Genomic DNA, 17,865 nt, shown 5'->3' with positions numbered 1-17,865 from the left:
GACGGCACATTTCAAAGCAAGGCGCCACAGCAAAGTGAGGTCTCAACCATCTATACAGGTGCCTGCTCGCCTGATCCCCCTCCGTCGAGAGGCGCCAGCTTCATACCTGGTCCGCGTAGCCGCAAGTACGCGGCAGCCTTTCGCCCGCGCGGCCGTTCGCAGTGCTGTTCTCACTTGGGATAGTCCATGTGGGCTTCGCTGCAGCAACGGCGAGATTCAATTCTGCAGCGCCTCAGAAGGGTCGTGCGGTCCGAAGGTGGCCGCAAATTAACGGCTCGATCACAGCCGCAGCGGCTCTCAACTCCGATCGCTTCGGCTCCTACAATCTGGAAGCGGTGAATGCATAGAAAACGTTCCACATGTGTCAGGACCAAGGTGTGCGGAAATTATTGCTCAGAACGCCACCCTGATATACTAATCGATCTTATGGTTTAGAAGGGGGAGTCGCATGCCGAAACTTGCAGTTTTTGGCTCCTGCCATATTGATACAATTGCTGAATATAAATCGGACGAATTCGCCGACGAACTCGATAAGCCCGGGCGTAGTCTGTCGTTATCTGTGGGTGGCGCGGGGTTTAACGTTGCTTACCACCTCAGGGAACTTAGGCACGAAGTTAGATTCTGTACGATCATCAGCAGTAAGTCTCTCACGTCGCTCGTTGTTAGACGGGCCCTCTCTTCGAATGGACTCTCAGCAGAATTCCTGGCCATCAGAGATAAAACCACAGATCACGGATATGTGTCTCTAGTAGGATCTAGATCCCGATCAGCCGTTACACTAACGGCCTTTGATGAATTCCAATTAACAGAAGAAGAGATTGCACGCACGGTCGCAACATCTGCTGGTGTGGTAGTCGATACTAATCTTGACACGCATTCGCTAGCAATGGTGTTTGCGCACTCTCATCAGCTCGCTTTACCTGTTTTTGCAGTAGTCGCCTCCGATGCCAAAGTCACACGGTTGCATTCTGCGGCTAACGAGATGTCCGATGATTGGAAACTACGTTTAGTTTCTCTTAACATTGAAGAGTCCAGGCGACTTATACCACCCTCGCTTGACGCACGGACTGAAGAGGCTTGCCAAACAATCGTCTCCAAACTCCGGGCTGTCTCATTGTGCCTGTCGTTTCACTCCAAAGGACATGTCGTTTACGATGAAACGGGAATGAGGCAATTCGAGCCTCCAACTCTGGACCAGAGCGCAAATGACACCGGCGCCGGCGATGCCATGTTCGCGGGTATGGTACATTCGATCATTTCTCATAACGGCGGCTCGCCGCCGCCTCGAGAGATGAACAACGCCGGACTCGCCAGAGTGCAGGTCGCGTTGCAGCAGAAGGTAGCCACGCCTAACGCCAATCTCCTCGGCCACGAACCATCTCGAGATGAGCGGGGCTTAACTAATGCGATGCTGTGTTTAGTAAGTTTCGTGGCCGCCGTAGCTCTCATGACGGTTTTACTCCCACTTCCGGTTGACTACCGTTTAGTCTTTGCTCTCCTAACCACGGTAGGCTGTTGTGCTGGCCTTCTAGGCTCCGGTGTTGCCCGATTTAGGGACCGTTTAAGCAAGTCGCCGTCCGAGAAGCCAACAAGAAGCGTCTCGTTTGAAGAGACCTCTATATTTGGTTTCATTGCTAGTGGGGTATCTTCAATTATCTATCTGTCGGCCCCGGCTATGAGCAATGAAGAATTTCTCGCCAAGGTCCAGTTAGCTTTTCTTACGTTCACCTTCGTGATTGGGTTCGGAGCTGGCTATGCTGTGAAAGAGGCGTTCGAAAAGTTCGCCAAGAAAGGTAACGACGGGTTGAATGGGGTCCTCTCTAACCACTCTGGAGCAAGTTCTGATGCAAAACAGGCAAAAGTCTAACATGGCACCCGGATTCCGCGCCAAGTCGGAGTCGATACCTTGAATGTCTAAAAGGCTCTCGCTTTCGTTCTGCGGCGGGGAAGAGCAACCACTTAACCTGCAACTCCGCAGCATATCTTCGCTTAGTTCATTGACTCGATCAATGTCCCCACATGCAGCCGCAAAGTCGCACGCACGCGTTGCCAGAACGGGCTCTTCACACTTCGCGCACGAAGGAGCGCACTCCATCCGGTTGATTTCATTGCCGTCCTCCCGAGGTGATGGGCAGCTCGCTCGCTTTTTGCTCCTCGCTCCTCGCTCATCAGAACTTGGCTAGAGTACTGTCATGCTCGTGAACATGTGCGAACCTAGCGAATGTTACCCGTACCTGTAATAAAAAGCACCCCACTGTCTTGAGATAAGCTTGGCGGGGCATACTAGTCTGCTTGTGGTGCAACACGTATAACGTCGTCATAGCCGCTATCGCGGCAGTAGCCTCCTGTACTCGCGGTTGAACCTAGATTGCAGGCCTCTATCGCCACAGACTCGCCTATTACGGCAAGCCTCCACTGGTTTCGACAGCTAGTCTACTCACGCTAACTAGGTACAAATTTCTTCGGTAGTCGACATGTGATCCGAAAAATGACATATTTTCCCCCTTCCCGGCGAGAAGGGGCGGTGGCTATGAAGCTTCGCGAATTTTTTACGGACCTGATCTCACGCGAGGCTCATAGAAGGGCATACGTAAAGATTCCTCCAGCGCGGGATAGTAGTGGCTATCCAGTAGGACTTAAGGCTGTTGCCGGACAGCATTACATAAGAGTCTGGCTCAGCGAAATCTTTTTAAAAGAAGACAGAAAATGGTTCTCAGAGTGGTACCCACTTGCCTACTCCTTAGTTGGCCTTCGATTCGGGGACCAGAAAGTGAATATTGCAAACGTTTCAGGTCGAAATAAGTTTGAGATAGATCAGCCAAGTCTCGGTCGTTCTGTGTTGAAGAACTTCGCGCTAACTCCTTTGTTACCTTTCAACGGCGGTACCATCACTTTGGATTGTGGCCTTGTATCGTTGAAGGCGAACGACATTATTGAAACATTTGCCGGCGTTGTGAGTGACCTAGCATCTCATTTGAACGCCCCGCAGATTTCACAGCTTACCTCGGTAGCAACCTCTGTGGCGTCCGGCGTTCAGGACTTACTTGGAGCAGGAGACGCCGAAACGGTTCTTTATTTACACGACGCCTTCGACGCCAGCACGCTTACTTCGGGCCACATTTTCCTCTCAAGTTTGCGCCAGGACGAGGTCGAACCGTCCGAGGTGTGGATGAGTCGAGATGGTGCGGTGCGGAAAGAAGAGCGTGGCCCATATAAGGCACTTCGACCTCAGGACTACATCGTGCTTAGGCTTGAGGTTACCTCCGAACGAGACGATTGGCGGTCGATTAGCTCGATAGCAAAGCCGCTCGATATGACCCTTATATACCGGGCACAAGGGGACGCAGCGAAGGCTAGGTCAAACTTGGAACAAGCTATTGTAGCAATATTTTCGAGTCCGGAACTGACTGATCTAGATAAAAAGCGGATAGTCGAGGGTATCCGAAAGCAGCTGCAAAATCCTTTGCCCGGTCTAATCGCGGCTGCGGAAGAGAACCGCTCAGCAGATTTTCTAGAGATCGCGGCGAAAAGCGTTTCGTCGAGTGAAGCAAAGGCGGTAGCGGAAGCGACCTTTTCAGATGTGTCGAACGAAATGATGAGACTGATCTAGAGCTTATAAAGGAAGAACAGGATGCCCTCTGGTACAGAAATGGTTGAACTTGCGAAGACCAGGGTTGGTCAGAGGTACGACTTCGTTGTTGTTCCCAAAAACAACCCTAAATGGCCGGGGCCGTGGGACTGTGCCGAGTTTTTGTCCTGGCTTGTGTACCAAGTATCCGGAACTAAGTATCTTTATGGATGCATCGACAATAACAGCGATCCAGCGCTGGCAGATGCGTTCACTGGCGCCTGGAAGACCGATTCTCTGGTTCGAGGAGCACGGATCCCAGTGCCTGCAGCAGTGCGTACTATTGGGGGTATTTTGCTGCGATTTCCAAAGAGCGGTAGAATGGGACATGTTGCATTGAGTGATGGGTATGGTTCTCTACTGGAGGCGCATAGCCGAAAGGCTGGGGTAACAGGAGACCGATCACCCGAGCAGCGACGCTGGGACATCGGTATTCTCATTCCCGGCTTTACCTACACGGAAACAGACTATGAGTTTGCAGGAGTAAGTCCACAGATTTATCGACTGGGTGCATCAGCTATGGGGTCGGAAACCGTGAAGGCCATTCAGGCAGCGTTGCAGGAGGCCGGCGTCGATCCCGGACCGATCGATGGAATATACGGCCCAAACACCGCCTCGGCAGTCGGAGCATTTCAGGCCCAGAAAGGTTTGCTTGTAGACGGAGAGGTCGGTCCAGAGACCGCGGCTATACTCAAAATCAAGCTCTCCACAAACCAGCGCCCTACCGACAACTAGCCTCGGCCTTGGTAGACCAACAAAAACGGCTCGCCTCGAGGTGAGCGTAGACCCCAGGCATATCGCCGTAACTGCTGCTGAGCTGCTGTCAGCAAAAATACTAGAAACTGCAGCACGTGTTTTCTCCGGGAGTCGTTTGTCCTCGAACCCAGGAGGATCTCACCGGAGGTCCTTTAGGTTCTAGCGGCGTGGTGCAGACGACTATCAAGCCAGATCTGCCTACCATTCTTCTGCAGACTTCGGGGCAATCACCTGCCTATATATATATGATCGACTTAGAGTCAGAAACATCTCGGCACCATTCGACGACCGTCCAAATGCCAATCGCGACGGCGCCAACCGCCTTCTCTTTAAGACGCGCAGGGACCACGAATCCATCAATTCGGATAACATTCTGAAGCGCGTGGTTGCTAGGTGCTTGCTAGATGGCGGGGGATCGAACAGTATCCCCCATAACTACCTGATTTGATGGTGAGCCCTGAAGGATTCGAACCTTCGACCTACTGATTAAAAGTCAGTTGCTCTACCGACTGAGCTAAGGGCCCATCCAAAGGGAATGGCGGCGCGGTCGGGCCCGCGCCGGTGGCCGCTAGGTAGAGGCGCGGGCCGTGCGGGTCAACGCCCCGCGAGGGCCGCTGCCTCCCCGCTTTCAATTCGTCCCGTCCACCTCCCTACCTCCGCATCCTATCCTCCGCCCTATCCGACGCTCACCCGCGGGCGCCGCAGCCGCGCCGACATCTGCCGCACCGTCAGGCCGAGCACGGGGTGGCGCCAGTCCGGCGCGATGCCGAGCAGGGGGCCGAGGACGAAGGCCCGCCGGTGCATTTCCGGATGCGGCAGCACGAGGGCCCGCGACGCCGCCCGGACCCTTGTCCGCGTGCCCGGCCAGCGATGGCGAGACGGTCGCACCGCCTCTCCATAGGCGAGAAGGTCGAGATCGAGCACCCGCGCGCCCCAGCGCCGGTAGCGCCGCCGCCCGAACGCCGCTTCCACCTCGTGCAGCCGGGCCAGCAGTTCCTCGGGTGGCAGAGCCGTTTCCAGTGCCGCGGCCATATTGGCGTAGGTGCGTCCGCCCGGTCCCAGCGCGGGCGTGATCCAGACCGAAGAGGCCGCAGTCACGCCAATGTCGTGCCCGCCGCTCTGCTGCAGGGCCGCCAGCGCCGCGCGCAAGACCCTCCCCGGCGTGCCGTGGCGTCCATGGCGACGGTTCGATCCAAGTGCGATGAGGATGGTCATCGGCAAAGCCTTGGCGCTAAGGCGCCCTCATGCCCAGCCTTTCCGACATCCCGCAGCCGCCGATGGACTGCCCGCTATGCCCGCGCCTCGTCGCCTTCCGCGAGGAGCAGCGCGAAAGGCATCCCGACTGGCACAACAACCCCGTCGAAGGCTGGGGCGACCCCGATGCCTGGCTCTGCCTGGTCGGTCTTGCCCCGGGACTGCGCGGGGCGAACGCCACCGGCCGTCCCTTTACCGGGGACTGGGCCGGCGACCTCCTCTTTGCAACGCTCGATCGGTTCGGTCTGTCGGAGGGCAGCTACGAGGGGCGGCCGGACGACGGCTACCGGCTGAAGGGCGCCTTCATCTCCAACGCCGTGCGCTGCGTGCCGCCTCAGAACAAGCCGACGCCCGAGGAAATGCGCACCTGCCGCCCGTTCCTCGACGAGCAGCTCGAAGCGCTCACGGGCCTCCGCGTCCTGATCGCGCTCGGCCAGATCGCCCACCAGTCGACGCTGAAATCCTACGGCCTCACGATGAGCCGCTACAAATTCGGCCACGGCGCCCGCTTCGAGCTTCCCGACGGACGGATCCTCATCGATAGCTATCATTGCAGCCGCTACAACACGAACACCGGCAGGCTGACGCCGGAAATGTTCGCCGACGTGTTCCACGCCGCCGAGGCCGCGCGGAGCGCCTAGCTGCTCAGGGCCGCAGCACCACGCGGCCGATGACGTCGCGCCGCTCCATCATCGCGAAGGCCTCGCGCCAGTCCTCCAATGCGAATTCGGCATGCACATGGGGGGAGACCTGCTCCTCCAGTGCGATCTGCGCCAGATGCTCCCTGTCTTCGCGTCCATGCTCGGGGAAGCGGCGGCCATATTCGCCCGCCCTCACCCCGATGATCTGCAGTCCTTTGATCAGCGGGTAGTTGATCTGCAGCTGCGGGATGGTGCCCGACGCGAAACCGATGATCAGCACGCGGCCGAAATAGCGCGTACAGCGCAGGCTTTCGGTGAAGATGTCGCCGCCCACGGGGTCGTAGACCACATGTGCGCCGCCGCCGGTGATCTCCTTTACGCGCTCGCGGAAATCGGTCTTCACATTCAGAACCGCATCGGGAGCGTAGAGCTCCTCGATCTTCGCGAGCTTCTCGTCGGAGCTCGATGTCGCGATCACGCGCGCGCCCATGCGCTTGCCCAGGTCGACTGCCGCGGCCCCGACGCCCGCCGTCGCGCCGTGAACCAGCAGCCATTCCCCCGGCTGAAGGAAGGCATGGCGCTTCAGGGCGACAAGGGCTGTAAGATAGGGCTGACCGAAGGCGGCGGCCTTGGCGAAGCTCCACCCTGCAGGCTTTGGAGAGATGGCCGCTTCGGGAACGGCGATCTCGTCGGCAAAGGCGCCGCGCCACATGCCCCACACCGGCTCGCCCGTGTCGGTCCTTTCCCCGGCAAAGTCGGATCCCAGGATGAACGGCAGGTCCGGTTTGTGCTGATGACCGCCGCGGCTTTGTAACAGATCGACATAATTGACGGCGGCGGCTTTCACCCGCACGTTCACTTCGCCCACAGGCGCTTTTATCTCCTTTAACTCCAGACCCTTATAGTCCGGCAGCGTATCGGTGAGTCGGAGTGCGCGAGCCATGCAGACCTGTTCGCCCAGCAGCGCCGAAAGCGCACCTCTCAAAAGTTTTATTACCGTTTTGTTGCACTTTGTGACGCGCTCTGTCATATAAGTGTCACAGAAGAAGGAGACGATCCATGAAAGCTCTGATGTTCCTCGGGGTAGCGATGATGGCAGCCGGCGCGAGCGCGCAGCCGGCCGAAGTTGGATATGAGCGCGGCACGCTCGGGTTCGAGCAGATGGTCGAAGGCGACTGGGCCGCAGCCGAACAGCAGCTTCTCGACAGCGAAAGCGAACTCGGCGCCGATCCCGCGCGCCTGCTTCAGCTCGCCGAAGTTTACCGTCAGACCGGGCGCACTGTCGAAGCCGCGTCGCTGTATCAGCGCGTTCTCGGCAGCGACGACATGAACCTCGTTCTTGCCGACGGCCGCATTGTCAGCGCGCACTCGATCGCGAGCATGCGCCTGTCGACGCAGATGCAGGCCTCCCGCTAAGCCCGGAATGGGAAATCCAAGCGCGGATTGCCGCGCCTAGAATGTCAGGCGATAGACGCCCGGTCCCGCAGGCACGAACCCGTTCGCCTGCAGGGCCGGGCGATTTGTTTCCGGCAGGCCAGTAACGTCAAGCTGCCCCGACAGCGTGCCGGCCGCGTTCAACCTCAATGTCATGGTCGCATCGACACCTGCTGCGCTTCCTGTCAGCGGCAGCACGGCTGCGTCTCCCTCGCACGAAAGCGTGCCTGTCAGGGCGGCGCCCGGCAGACCGGTTTCGCCCGCCAGCGAAGCCAGCATATCGCTGGCAGCGGTTCCGGAGGCAGAGACGCACATGCCCTCCTCGAACCGGACATGCGCATCCGACAGCTGCAATCCGCCCGCGCCCGGAAGACCGAGCTGGCGCGCCTCGATCCGCACATCGGCATCGCTCAGCGCATAGCCACTGCGAAAGCCCGTCAGCTTGCCGGAGAAGCTTCCGGTCTCGCCGCCATCGACGGACAATTGCGCTTCGCCCAGCGCCAGCCGCCAGAGCGACAGCCGGGCGGCGGCGTCACCCACCGGCACCGTTCCGAAATAGGCTTCCGACAGCGCCGCGCTCCAGATCGAGCCCCGGATTTCCTTCGCGCCGAAGCCGCGCTCGTCGAAGCCGAACGCCCCCAGTGCGACGTGCAGCGGCAGCAGCGCCGCGATCATGAACAGCGAAAGGCCGGCCAGCAGGACGAGACGCCGGATCGGAAGCCGCACACGCCTCATTCGCTTACGTCCCTGCCCCGTTCATCCACGACGAGCTCCGCAGCCAGGGTGGCATCGCCGTTCGTCTCCACTTCCGCCTGTTCGATCTCGGCGCCGCCCGCCTCGAGACGTGCCATCGCGGACATCAGCACATCGGCCCGGGCGGCGGGCAGCGATACGCCCAGCCCATCGCCCTGCGTCGTCACCGCCGGATCGAGGCCGGCCGCGGCGAACGTCTCCTCCACCGCCGCATCGCCGCCGCCTTCGCCGAGCCGCGACAGGATCAGGTCGGTCTCCGCATAATCGAGCAGCCGCTCCCGGTACGCGGCACGGGCCTCGCTGCGATAATCGAGAATGGGAAGGATGACCCCCCACCAGATCAGGATGGCCGCCCCCAGCACCGCCAGGATGGCAAGCAGCGCCCGCTCGCGCAGGCTGTAGGCGGCCCAGCGGTCGCGAAAGGCAGGCATCTTCATGGAACGATCTCGATGGTGCTGCGGCTCCCATTCTCGGCGGCCTCGACCGGGCCGGTAACGAGACGCAGACCGGCCGCTTCCACGGCGGGCCGCAGGGCCTCGCTGTCGGCTCCCGGGCTCAGGCGGATCTCGGCGCCCAGCCTGCCGCCCGCCCAGCTCAGCGAGCTCACACTGATGCCGGGGGCGCCCCTGACTGCCGCCGCCAGCGTCTCCATCGCCAGCGAGAACCCGCCGCCGGCACCCGACCGCGCTGCCGCCAGCCGCAGGGCGGGCAAGGGATCCGTTGCGGCGGGCAGGCCAACCCCCGCAGCCGCCGCACGCTCAGCGATCGCGCCGGTCAGGCGGTCGGCGGCGCGGTCGTGGCGAACGCCGTCGATCAGCACCGCGGCGAGAAACAGGAGCGCTGCTGAGAAAAGATAGACGGATGCACGCTTCGCCAGCCCCGGCAGGGCGCTTTCGCCGCGCCGCGCATAGTCTCCCTGAAGCAGATCCAGCTCAGGATCTTCGCTTTCCTGCAGGCGCGTCAGCAGCGCTTGCTCTGCGGTCAGCTCGCGAATTGCAGCATCGCCGCAGATCGTCCGTGCGAGGGCCGGCGGCGCGCTGAACGCCGCGTCTGCGCCGCGCACGTCGACCAGTCCGCCTCCCTCGGCGGCGGGCGCGATCAGATAGCCGTCGTCTGGCGGCGTCAGCAGCAGCGGCGCCGGGACCAGCCGGTCGGGGACGATGCCCATCATCTCCAGCCGGGCGGTCCAGCCGTCCATCAGGCGGCGGTCTACTGCAGCCGCCAGCCTGCGGTCGGCCAGGTCGGCCGCGCGCGCCGCGGCGATATGAAGCGCCGCCGGGTCTCCCGCCAGCTCAGAGCCGAGCGCAAGCCGGGCGACGGTCCTGGCCTGCGCCTGCGTGCCCGGAAGCTCGGCTGCGCGAATGGTGATGCGATCCCCGGGAACCGACACGACCAGAAAATCGCCGTCCTCGTGTGGAAGCGGCCGGTCGTCGCGTACGGTGCCGCGTCCGTCCAGCTTGCCGTCGGCACCGATGCGCGCCCAGCTTACCGGCGCCCCTTCGCCCGCGAGCATATAAAGCGTGCGCCCGGTCATGCCGCACCGCTCCAGCTGCGCCGCAGGATGTGCGCCCCGCCCTCACCCGCTGCCCCGCCGAGGCGGATCAGGGCGCTCTCGCGGACCGCGAAGCCGCCATCTTCCACCTCGATATCTGCGCGAAACAGGTTGCTGGTCACGTCCACCTGATATTGCGCGCGCGCCAGCGGCATCGCACCGATTGCGCGCGCGTCGGCCCAGAACTCGGCCTGGCTCCCCCACCCCGCGGCGGGCCGCCCGGCGATCAGCCTGCGCGCCGCGGCGACGGAAACCCCGCTCGGCACCAGCATGCCAAGAAGGGGGGCGTCCGCTTCGCTCAGCGTGTTTACGTTGATGGGCTGCATGTCCGTCGTCGGCAGGGCGCAAAGAAAGGGCTTCAGAAGCTCATAGTCGGCGGCATTCCAATTGGCGACCGCCATCAGTTCCCCGGTGGCGGCGACGGGCATGTTGGGCGCGCGGTAGCCGCTATAGGCGCCGTCCTCCGCGCCGCCGGCCTGCGGATAGGTATCGCTGTCGATATAGTCGACGAGCGACATCGCCATCTGCTGCGCACGCTGCGCACCGATCCCGACGCCGCGCGCCAGTCCCGCGAACTGCGTGATCGCATCGGGCCTCATCCGCGTCGCCCCGCCCGGCGAGCCGGTCACCAGTCCGTTGACGTTGAAGCAATGGGAGGCGTCGGACAGGCGGATCGTGATCGCGCCGCCCGCCGTCGGCACCGTCATGGGCGCCTCCTCCCAGCCGCCTGCCAGCGTCAGCGGCCCCTCCAGCTCCGCCAGCATGGTCTCGATCCGCTCGGCCGCCACCAGCGCCGCCCCGCGCGCATAATGGTGTCCCTGCGCGGCGCTGCGGCTGTTCGTTGTCATCGCCAGCGCCCGGTTCATGCGCTCGAGCGTGATGACGGTCAGCGCGCCCATCACGCCGACCAGCATCAGGACGGTCAGGAGCGCCATGCCCTCCTCGCGGCCGCCCGGTCGCCTCGCACACCTAGGCCCCGTCATTCGCCCGCTCCGACCAGGAACAGCTGTTCGACCCGCCCGAAGCCCGGATGGTCGAGCGTCAGCCGCACCGCGCGGGGCGGTTCGGCGTCGGGACCGGTCATGATGTCTCCCGACCACGCGCCCTCATAGTAGAACTCCGCCCGGGCGCCGGCTGCCCCGGGCAGAAGCGTTGCGCTCACCTCCTCCGCCGCGCCGTCCAGATAGCGGGCAGAGCGGCGCTCCAGCCCGGTCTCGCCCTGGTGCCAGGCGACATATTGCAGTTCCGGCCGCGCCTCCCCGTCGGGATTGTCCGGGCCCAGACGAATGAAGGAAAACAGCGCGCCGTCGGCAACCCTCCCCGCCGCGAAAAGCGGCCGCAAGCCGCCGTCGGCGTCACGCGACGGCCGCGGCGCGATCTGCGCCAGGTCGGCGGCAAGCGCCGCGCGGCTGCGCTGCAGCGCCATCGTTTCTGCCGACGCTTCCTCGATCTGCTGGGACGCCTCGACGCTGTTGCCCAGCATCAGCGCGCCAGCCGAGGCAACGAGACCGAACACCAGCAGCGCCACCATGGTCTCGACAAGGGTAAAGCCGCCCTGCCTCACGGAATGCGCACCCGCCGCATGCCCTCGATCACGGCGCGCTCGCCCCCCGGCCCCGCTACCGCGACTCGGATCAGCATCACATTGTCGACGGCGGTCCGCTCGACCGTCTGCGTCACCGCCCACGCGCCGCCCAGATTCGCCGCCATGAAACCGGTCTCCCCATATGTCGGGGGCTCTTCGGCAATGGTCGCCGCAACCAGCGCATTTTCGGCCACGATATCGGCGCGCACCGTGTCCTCCAGTGCGATCGCCGTTCCGGCATGCGCGGTGCCGAGCCGGATCAGCGCCAGCGAAGCAAGGCCCAGCACCGCCAGCGCGACGAGCACCTCGACGAGGGTGAAGCCGGTCTCACGGCGCAATGCTCACCTCCCCGTCGGCGCCGACATTCAGTTCGGCCTCCGCATCGCCGTGGGCCAGTAACAGGCGCGCCGGTTCGGCAAGGCCGACGGCATCGAAGCGCACGCGCATGGGCAGTGTCCCGCGCGGGCGCACCTCGTCCCAGCTGTGCGGCCGAATGGCGCGCGTCGTCAGCGGCTGCCATTCGCCGCCGCGCCGCTCTTCGAACCGGTATCCGCCCGCCTCGATGACCGCGGCGGTCTCAGCCTGCGCGAACAGCGCATGATCGCGCGCCGCCAGCATGCGGGCGCCCAGTCGCTCGGCTTCGCGGCGAACCTCGCCCGTGCCGTCTCCGAAGCCAAGCGCGGCGACGCCTGCGGCGAGGCCGATGATGACCAGCACCACCATGATCTCGACGAGCGAGAACCCCTCCTCGCCGCGCGTTCGCATCAGGCGTCCCAGTTGCCGATATCGGCAGCCTCGTCCTCGCCGCCCGGCTGCCCGTCGGCGCCCAGGGAAAAGACGTCATATTCGCCGCCGCGCGTCCCTGGATACTGATACTGGTAGGGCTGCCCCCACGGATCGTCGGGCAGGCGCCGCAGCGCCCCTTCGGCCTCCAGCGCGGCAAGGCCCTGCGCGGTTGTCGGATAGCGGCGGTTGTTGATCCGGTAGAGCTGCAACGCCTGGTCGATCAGCGCGATGTCTGCCTCGGCCTTCTGGCGCTCGGCCACGCCCTGCGCGGGCAGCACGTTGATGACGACGAAGGTGGTCAGCAGCCCGATGATCGCGACGACCACCATGACTTCGACCAGCGTGAATCCCTCCTCGCGCCGGGTTTCGAGACGGGTTTTGCGGCAAGTCCGGCTTGCGCTGCCCGGCTGTTGCTGCCGCCGGCGCGCCTGTAATTTCGTTTCGGTCATGGCGAAGCTACTTTCTGTTAGCCCATGGCAAGTGTGTTCAGCTGCATGATCGGCAGCAGGATGGACAGCACGATCAGCGCGACGAGCCCGCCCATCACGACGATGATACCGGGCTCCAGCAGACTCAGCGCGCTCGACGTGAAGGCGTCGAATTCCCGCTCCATATAGTCGGCCGCGCGGCCCAGCATCACGTCGAGCCGGCCCGCCTGCTCGCCCGAGGCGGTCATATGCACCAGCAGCGGCGGAAAGACGCCCGCGCGGCGCATTGCCCCGGATAGGCTGCCGCCCTCGTTGACGATCTCGACGATCCCCAGCGTCGCCTGCCGCAGCTTGCGATTGCGCACGGTGCGCGCCGTCACGCTCAGCCCGTCGAGAAGCGGCATGCCGTTGGCGACGACCGTCGACAGGGTACGCGCCAGCCGCGCGGCGTTGAGATCGCGGATCAGCCGCCCGATCAGCGGCAGCCGCAGCAGCCAGCTGTCAAAGCGCAGCCGGAATTCCTCATTCGTCAGCGCGCGAGCGAACAGCAGCGCCCCGCCCGCCATCACGGCAAGCAGCAGCAGACCCCAGTTGGTCAGGAAGGCGGAGACCCCGATGACGATCTCGGTCAGCAGCGGCAGCGTTTGGCCCATGGTATCGAACTGCTCGACCACTTTCGGCACCACGAACGTCATCAGGCCGATGATGATCAGCAGCGCAACCAGCGCCAGCATTGCGGGATAGACCAGCGCCGTGGTGATCTTGCCGCGCACTTCGGCCTGCCGTTCCATCAGGTCGGCCAGCCGGTTCAGAATCTCGGTCATCGCGCCCGAGCCTTCGCCCGCGCCGACCATGGCGCGGTAGAGCGGCGGGAAGCTTGCCTGCTCGCGTCCCAGCGCCGCGGCGAGGCGCTGACCCTCTACCACCCCGGCATGCACATTGCCGACGATGCGCGCGACATGCGCCTTTTCGGCCTGGGCGGAGATCGCGCGCAGCGCCTCTTCCAACGGGGAGACGGCGACGAGCGTCGCCAGCTGCCGCGTGAACAGGGTCAGGTCCTTGGCGTTCAGCTTCTTCTCGAACAGCCCGGACCGTGACCGCGGCGCAGGGCGGGCAGCTCCGGACGCGGATGTCTGCGCGCTGACCTTCACCGGCAGCAGCTTTTTCGCGCGCAGCAGTTCGCGGGCGCGCGGTTCGCTGTCCGCCGTCAGGCTTCCGGTCTTTTCCCGCCCGCCTTCATCGACGGCGAGATACTCATAACTCGGCATCTACGGACGCGTCTTTCCTCAGAATACGGACGGCTTCTTCTACCGTAGTCCGCCCCTCCAGTACCAGCCGCCGTGCCGAGGCGGACATGTTGGGCTGGGAGGAGAAGGCGTGTCGGGCGATCACTCCTTCGTCGGCGCCCGACAGCATCAGCTCGCGCAGGTCCTTGTCGATGCGGATCATCTCGAACACGCCGATACGGCCGCGAAAGCCGGTGTTGCCGCAGTCTCCGCAGCCCGCCGCCTGGTGGATCGTGACGCCGGTCTCTAGGCCCAGCGGCGCCGCCTCCGCCGCCGTCGCCTGGTGGGGAACCGCGCAGGACGGGCACAGCTGCCGCACGAGCCGCTGCGCCACGACAAGCCGCAGCGAGGACGCCATCAGGAACGGCTCCACGCCCAGATCCTTCAGGCGTGTGATCGCGCCGACGGCATCGTTGGTGTGAACCGTGGACAGCACCAGATGCCCGGTCAGCGACGCCTGCACCGCGATTTCGGCGGTTTCATGGTCACGGATTTCGCCGACCATCACGACATCGGGGTCCTGCCGCAGGATCGCGCGCAGGCCGGCGGCAAAGCTCATGCCGACCTTCGTATTCACCTGCGTCTGGCCGATCCCCTCGACGCTATATTCGACCGGGTCCTCGACAGTCAGGATGTTGCGCTCGCCGTCGTTCAGCATGCGCAGGCCCGCATAAAGGCTCGTGGTCTTCCCCGATCCCGTCGGTCCGGTGACGAGGACAATGCCGTTCGGCTCCGACAAAGCCTCGCGAAAGACGTGCAGCATCGCGTCGGGCATGCCCAGATCGCTCGGTGCCAGCTCCGCCTGCTCCTTGTCGAGGATACGCATCACCACGCGTTCGCCGCCGCGCGACGGCAGGGTCGACACGCGTACGTCGAGTTCTCGCCCGCCGAGGGTCAGCGATATGCGCCCGTCCTGTGGCACCCGCCGCTCGGCAATATCCAGGCGGGCCATCACCTTGATGCGGCTGGTGACCAGCGGAGCCACTTTCGGCGGCAGCCGCAGCACCTCTTTCAGGACGCCGTCGACGCGCAGGCGCACGGTCAGCGCACTTTCGAAGGGTTCGACATGAATGTCGCTCGCGCCGTCTCGAATGGCTTCCGCCAGGATGCCGTTGATCAGCTTGATGACCGGCGCGTCGTCATTGCTTTCCAGAAGGTCGGCCGCCGCCGGCAGATCGTCGGCCAGGGCGCCGAGATCGCCCGCCTCGGCCAGTTCGCCGGAAACCGTGTCCGCGTCGAGGCCGCGCGCGCCATATTGCTCGCCAAGCAGCGATTCGAATTCCCTCGGCGGCACGAAGCGCATGGTGATCTCGCGGCCAAGGGCGCGGCGCACTTCCAGGAGGGCGCGCGGGTCGGACCCTTCGCGCAGGCCCACGCTGACTTCGGCGCCCGACGAATCCAGCACGAGCACGCCGTGCCGCTTCGCAAAGGCATATGGTAGGCCCTGAATATCCGCCGTTTCGCTCATGGCAGGTCCGCCGCTGAATCGCTCAGCGCGCGCTACCCCCTGAATAAGTCTCTGTTGTTACAGTTTCGGGGGCGAGCGGCAGGATATCCGCGCGGGGAAATCCCGCCTCGACCGCCTCCCCGCGCAGACGGGCGGCTTCTTCTGCCGACCCTACCGGTCCCAGGCGCAGCACATAGGCGCCGCCGCGCTCGACGATCGTGCCCGGGCCCAGCTCGCCCAGCCTTGCCTGCGCCGCGGCGGCATCCTCTGCGTTCGCATAGCCCGCCAGGTCGACCGCGAACCCGCCGCCCTCCGCCACCGCACCGGGCGGAACCGTATCCAGATAGGTCCGCAGCACGCGGTCGAGCGCCGGCTCGCTATCTGGATCATGGGCAAGCTGAGACGCCCGCTGGTAGTTATAGCGCTGCGCGGCGATTTCCTGCGCGTCTTCGCGGCTGCGAATGATGCGCGGGCGGATAAACACCATCAGGTTGGTCTGCACCTGCTCGCGGCTGCGGCTGGTGAACAGTTCGCCGAGAACGGGAATGTCGCCGAGCAGCGGGATCTTCTCGATCGTCTTGCGCTCATTCTCGTCCAGCAGGCCGCCGAGCGCGACGATGTCGCCATCGTCGACGGTGATCGTCGTTTCGATCTCGCGCGTGTTGAGCACCAGGTCGGCAGACCCGCTCGAGACCGGCCCGGCGATGGACGACACTTCCTGCTTCAGGAACAGCTTCACCGCGCCGCCGGCGTTGATCTGCGGGCGCACCTCCAGCTGGATACCGACATTCTGCCGCTCGACGGTACGGAACGCATTGTCGAAATTCTCCGACAAAGCCTCGCCGGTGGTCACCGGCACTTCCTGGCCGACGAGGTAGCGCGCCACCTGGTTGTCCAGCGTCATCAGCGACTGAACGCTCAGGATGTTGGAGGTCGTGTCGGACTTCACCGCGTTCAGGATCGCGCCGAACACCGTGTCGCCTTCGACGCCGCCGACGCCGAACAGGCCGCCGGACACGCCCAGCAGCGACTGCGCCGCGGCCTGCTGCAGCGAATCGGTGATGCCGACCGTGCCGGTCTGGCTGATGACTTCGCCGTCGACGGTGATGGTCTGGTTTTCAAGCTGCGTGGCACCGACCGCGCCCGCGATCGCCAGCGGGTTGAGGACCGAGTTGGAATAATTGGTCGAGGCGAAGGGCACCGTGCCGTCGAGACCGGCAAGCAGGAACTCGACGCCCAGCGCGCGCGCCGCATTGTCGGAGACTTCCGCGACGATCGCCTCGACCAGAACCTGTTCGCGGCGCTGGTCGAGTTGGCGGATCACTTCGCCCAGCGTGCGCTGCAGGTCGGGCGCCGCCGATACGATCAACGCATTGGCGCCTTCATAGCGGGCGATGACCGCCCGGGCGCGCTCGCCGCTCGCCGGCAGGACGACATTGGCCGCGCCGGCGGGTTCGCCGTCGTCCGCTTCGACATCGACGGTGGCGACGCTGGTCGTCTGCCCGGCGATCTGCTGCAGCACGGGCAGCAGCAGCTGTGCATCGGCATGTTCGAGGTAGAAGACGCGCACGTCCGCACCCAGGGCCGCGCGGGCGTCGAGTTCGGCCACGATCCCGGCCAGCTGGCTCACCCGCTGCGGATCGCCGCGCAGGATGACCGAGTTCGAACTGTCGACCGGCACGACCGACACCGCCGTGTCGCCGCCCGCCCGCGCCAGCTCGCCCAGCGCTGCGGCGATCTCGCGTGCGCCGGCATTGGACAGCGGCACTAGGCGGATGGTGGAATCGTCGCGGTCCACCTCGGCGAGCACCGCCAGCACGCGCGCCAGATTGTCCTGATAGTCCGCGATCACCAGCGCATTGCCGGTCCCGCTCGCCGTTGCCTGCCCCTGCGCGCTGATCAGCGGCGCCACGGCCTCCAGCGCCTGCGCCGCGGTCACCTGCTCCAGCCTGACGACGCGGGTCACGAAGCGGCCGTCGCTGGCGACCGCCGGCTGCCGCGCGGCATCCGCCGAATTGGAAATGCGCAGCCCGCCGCCCGACAGCGGGATGGCGACCAGGTCGTTGGCGCGCAGCGTTTCTAGGAACACCTCGAAATATTGGGCGCGCGACAGCGGCTGTTCGGTGATGACGGAGACCGTACCCTCGACGTCCGGATCGACGATGATGTTGCGCCCGGTCACGCGCGCGGCGTCTTCGATGAAGGCGCGGATATCGGCATCGCGCAGGTTCAGATATTGCTGCGCCGAAACAGGCCCCGCGACGGCCAGAAGGCCCGCCATCAGGACGGCACGGAATGAAGGTCTCACGGGCATT

Annotated in this window: 18 protein-coding genes and 1 tRNA gene; 5 read left to right on the top strand and 14 right to left on the bottom strand. The window is 64.1% G+C overall.

Annotation, left to right across the window (positions count from 1 at the left end):
• Positions 1-448: 448 nt before the first annotated feature.
• From KCN53_RS14385 to KCN53_RS16210, 3 genes are all read left to right on the top strand, one after another.
• Positions 449-1,867, top strand: coding sequence for a PfkB family carbohydrate kinase (locus tag KCN53_RS14385; RefSeq protein ID WP_088713536.1), 1,419 nt, complete (start codon positions 449-451; stop codon positions 1,865-1,867).
• Between the two features lie 663 nt (positions 1,868-2,530).
• A complete protein-coding gene (locus KCN53_RS14380; RefSeq protein ID WP_143712277.1) occupies positions 2,531-3,610 on the top strand; it encodes a hypothetical protein in 1,080 nt (359 codons plus the stop codon).
• A gap of 21 nt (positions 3,611-3,631) precedes the next feature.
• The gene (locus KCN53_RS16210; protein ID WP_088713538.1) at positions 3,632-4,363 is read left to right on the top strand and encodes a peptidoglycan-binding domain-containing protein; all 732 of its coding nucleotides are present in this window, start codon (positions 3,632-3,634) and stop codon (positions 4,361-4,363) included.
• A 469-nt stretch (positions 4,364-4,832) separates the two neighbouring features.
• Here the strand turns inward: KCN53_RS16210 and KCN53_RS14370 are convergent.
• A tRNA-Lys gene (locus KCN53_RS14370) sits at positions 4,833-4,908 on the bottom strand.
• 151 nt (positions 4,909-5,059) lie between these two features.
• The gene (folK, locus tag KCN53_RS14365; protein ID WP_088713539.1) at positions 5,060-5,599 is read right to left on the bottom strand and encodes a 2-amino-4-hydroxy-6-hydroxymethyldihydropteridine diphosphokinase; all 540 of its coding nucleotides are present in this window, start codon (positions 5,597-5,599) and stop codon (positions 5,060-5,062) included.
• 29 nt (positions 5,600-5,628) lie between these two features.
• Between folK and KCN53_RS14360 the strand changes: the two genes are divergently transcribed.
• Positions 5,629-6,279, top strand: a complete 651-nt coding sequence (locus KCN53_RS14360) for a uracil-DNA glycosylase (RefSeq protein ID WP_088713540.1) — start codon at positions 5,629-5,631, stop codon at positions 6,277-6,279.
• Between the two features lie 4 nt (positions 6,280-6,283).
• Here the strand turns inward: KCN53_RS14360 and KCN53_RS14355 are convergent, their stop codons facing one another.
• The gene (locus KCN53_RS14355) at positions 6,284-7,222 is read right to left on the bottom strand and encodes an NADPH:quinone oxidoreductase family protein (RefSeq protein WP_088713749.1); all 939 of its coding nucleotides are present in this window, start codon (positions 7,220-7,222) and stop codon (positions 6,284-6,286) included.
• Positions 7,223-7,338: 116 nt separating this feature from the next.
• Here KCN53_RS14355 and KCN53_RS14350 point away from each other — a divergent pair, with 116 nt between their 5' ends.
• On the top strand, positions 7,339-7,695 hold the full coding sequence (locus KCN53_RS14350; RefSeq protein ID WP_088713541.1) for a hypothetical protein: 357 nt from the start codon (positions 7,339-7,341) through the stop codon (positions 7,693-7,695).
• Positions 7,696-7,731: 36 nt separating this feature from the next.
• On the opposite strand, the gene gspN is transcribed toward KCN53_RS14350, so the two are convergent.
• From gspN to gspD, 11 genes are read right to left on the bottom strand one after another with little or no spacing between them, the layout of a single operon-like run.
• The gene (gene gspN / locus KCN53_RS14345) at positions 7,732-8,448 is read right to left on the bottom strand and encodes a type II secretion system protein N (RefSeq protein ID WP_088713542.1); all 717 of its coding nucleotides are present in this window, start codon (positions 8,446-8,448) and stop codon (positions 7,732-7,734) included.
• On the bottom strand, positions 8,445-8,903 hold the full coding sequence (gspM, locus tag KCN53_RS14340) for a type II secretion system protein GspM (protein WP_088713543.1): 459 nt from the start codon (positions 8,901-8,903) through the stop codon (positions 8,445-8,447). Before gspM ends, gspN begins: the two co-directional genes overlap by 4 nt.
• Positions 8,900-10,000 carry a type II secretion system protein GspL gene (gene gspL, locus KCN53_RS14335; RefSeq protein WP_088713544.1) on the bottom strand — a complete coding sequence of 367 codons (1,101 nt, stop codon included), beginning with the start codon at positions 9,998-10,000 and terminating at the stop codon, positions 8,900-8,902. The genes gspM and gspL overlap by 4 nt, the downstream gene beginning before the upstream one ends.
• Positions 9,997-10,953 (bottom strand): type II secretion system minor pseudopilin GspK, encoded by a 957-nt coding sequence (gspK, locus tag KCN53_RS14330; RefSeq protein WP_172406317.1) that lies wholly within the window; start codon positions 10,951-10,953, stop codon positions 9,997-9,999. The genes gspL and gspK overlap by 4 nt, the downstream gene beginning before the upstream one ends.
• Before the next feature lie 44 nt (positions 10,954-10,997).
• Entirely contained in the window at positions 10,998-11,582 is a 585-nt protein-coding gene (gene gspJ, locus KCN53_RS14325) for a type II secretion system minor pseudopilin GspJ (protein WP_088713546.1), read from the bottom strand.
• Complete coding sequence (gene gspI / locus KCN53_RS14320; protein WP_088713547.1) at positions 11,579-11,941, bottom strand: type II secretion system minor pseudopilin GspI; 363 nt, start codon at positions 11,939-11,941, stop codon at positions 11,579-11,581. Before gspI ends, gspJ begins: the two co-directional genes overlap by 4 nt.
• Positions 11,931-12,368 (bottom strand): prepilin-type N-terminal cleavage/methylation domain-containing protein, encoded by a 438-nt coding sequence (locus KCN53_RS14315; RefSeq protein WP_088713548.1) that lies wholly within the window; start codon positions 12,366-12,368, stop codon positions 11,931-11,933. Before KCN53_RS14315 ends, gspI begins: the two co-directional genes overlap by 11 nt.
• Positions 12,368-12,838, bottom strand: coding sequence for a type II secretion system major pseudopilin GspG (gene gspG / locus KCN53_RS14310; RefSeq protein ID WP_088713549.1), 471 nt, complete (start codon positions 12,836-12,838; stop codon positions 12,368-12,370). Before gspG ends, KCN53_RS14315 begins: the two co-directional genes overlap by 1 nt.
• Before the next feature lie 17 nt (positions 12,839-12,855).
• A complete protein-coding gene (gene gspF, locus KCN53_RS14305; protein WP_088713550.1) occupies positions 12,856-14,085 on the bottom strand; it encodes a type II secretion system inner membrane protein GspF in 1,230 nt (409 codons plus the stop codon).
• Entirely contained in the window at positions 14,072-15,571 is a 1,500-nt protein-coding gene (gene gspE / locus KCN53_RS14300) for a type II secretion system ATPase GspE (RefSeq protein WP_088713551.1), read from the bottom strand. The genes gspF and gspE overlap by 14 nt, the downstream gene beginning before the upstream one ends.
• Before the next feature lie 22 nt (positions 15,572-15,593).
• Positions 15,594-17,858, bottom strand: coding sequence for a type II secretion system secretin GspD (gene gspD, locus KCN53_RS14295; RefSeq protein ID WP_224199754.1), 2,265 nt, complete (start codon positions 17,856-17,858; stop codon positions 15,594-15,596).
• Positions 17,859-17,865 lie beyond the last annotated feature (7 nt).

The sequence above is a fragment of the Pacificimonas aurantium genome (assembly GCF_020092905.1).
GTDB classification, from domain to species: Bacteria; Pseudomonadota; Alphaproteobacteria; order Sphingomonadales; family Sphingomonadaceae; genus Pacificimonas; species Pacificimonas aurantium.
The sequence above is the reverse complement of the archived record's forward strand: the minus strand, read 5'-3'. Positions and strand labels throughout refer to the sequence as shown.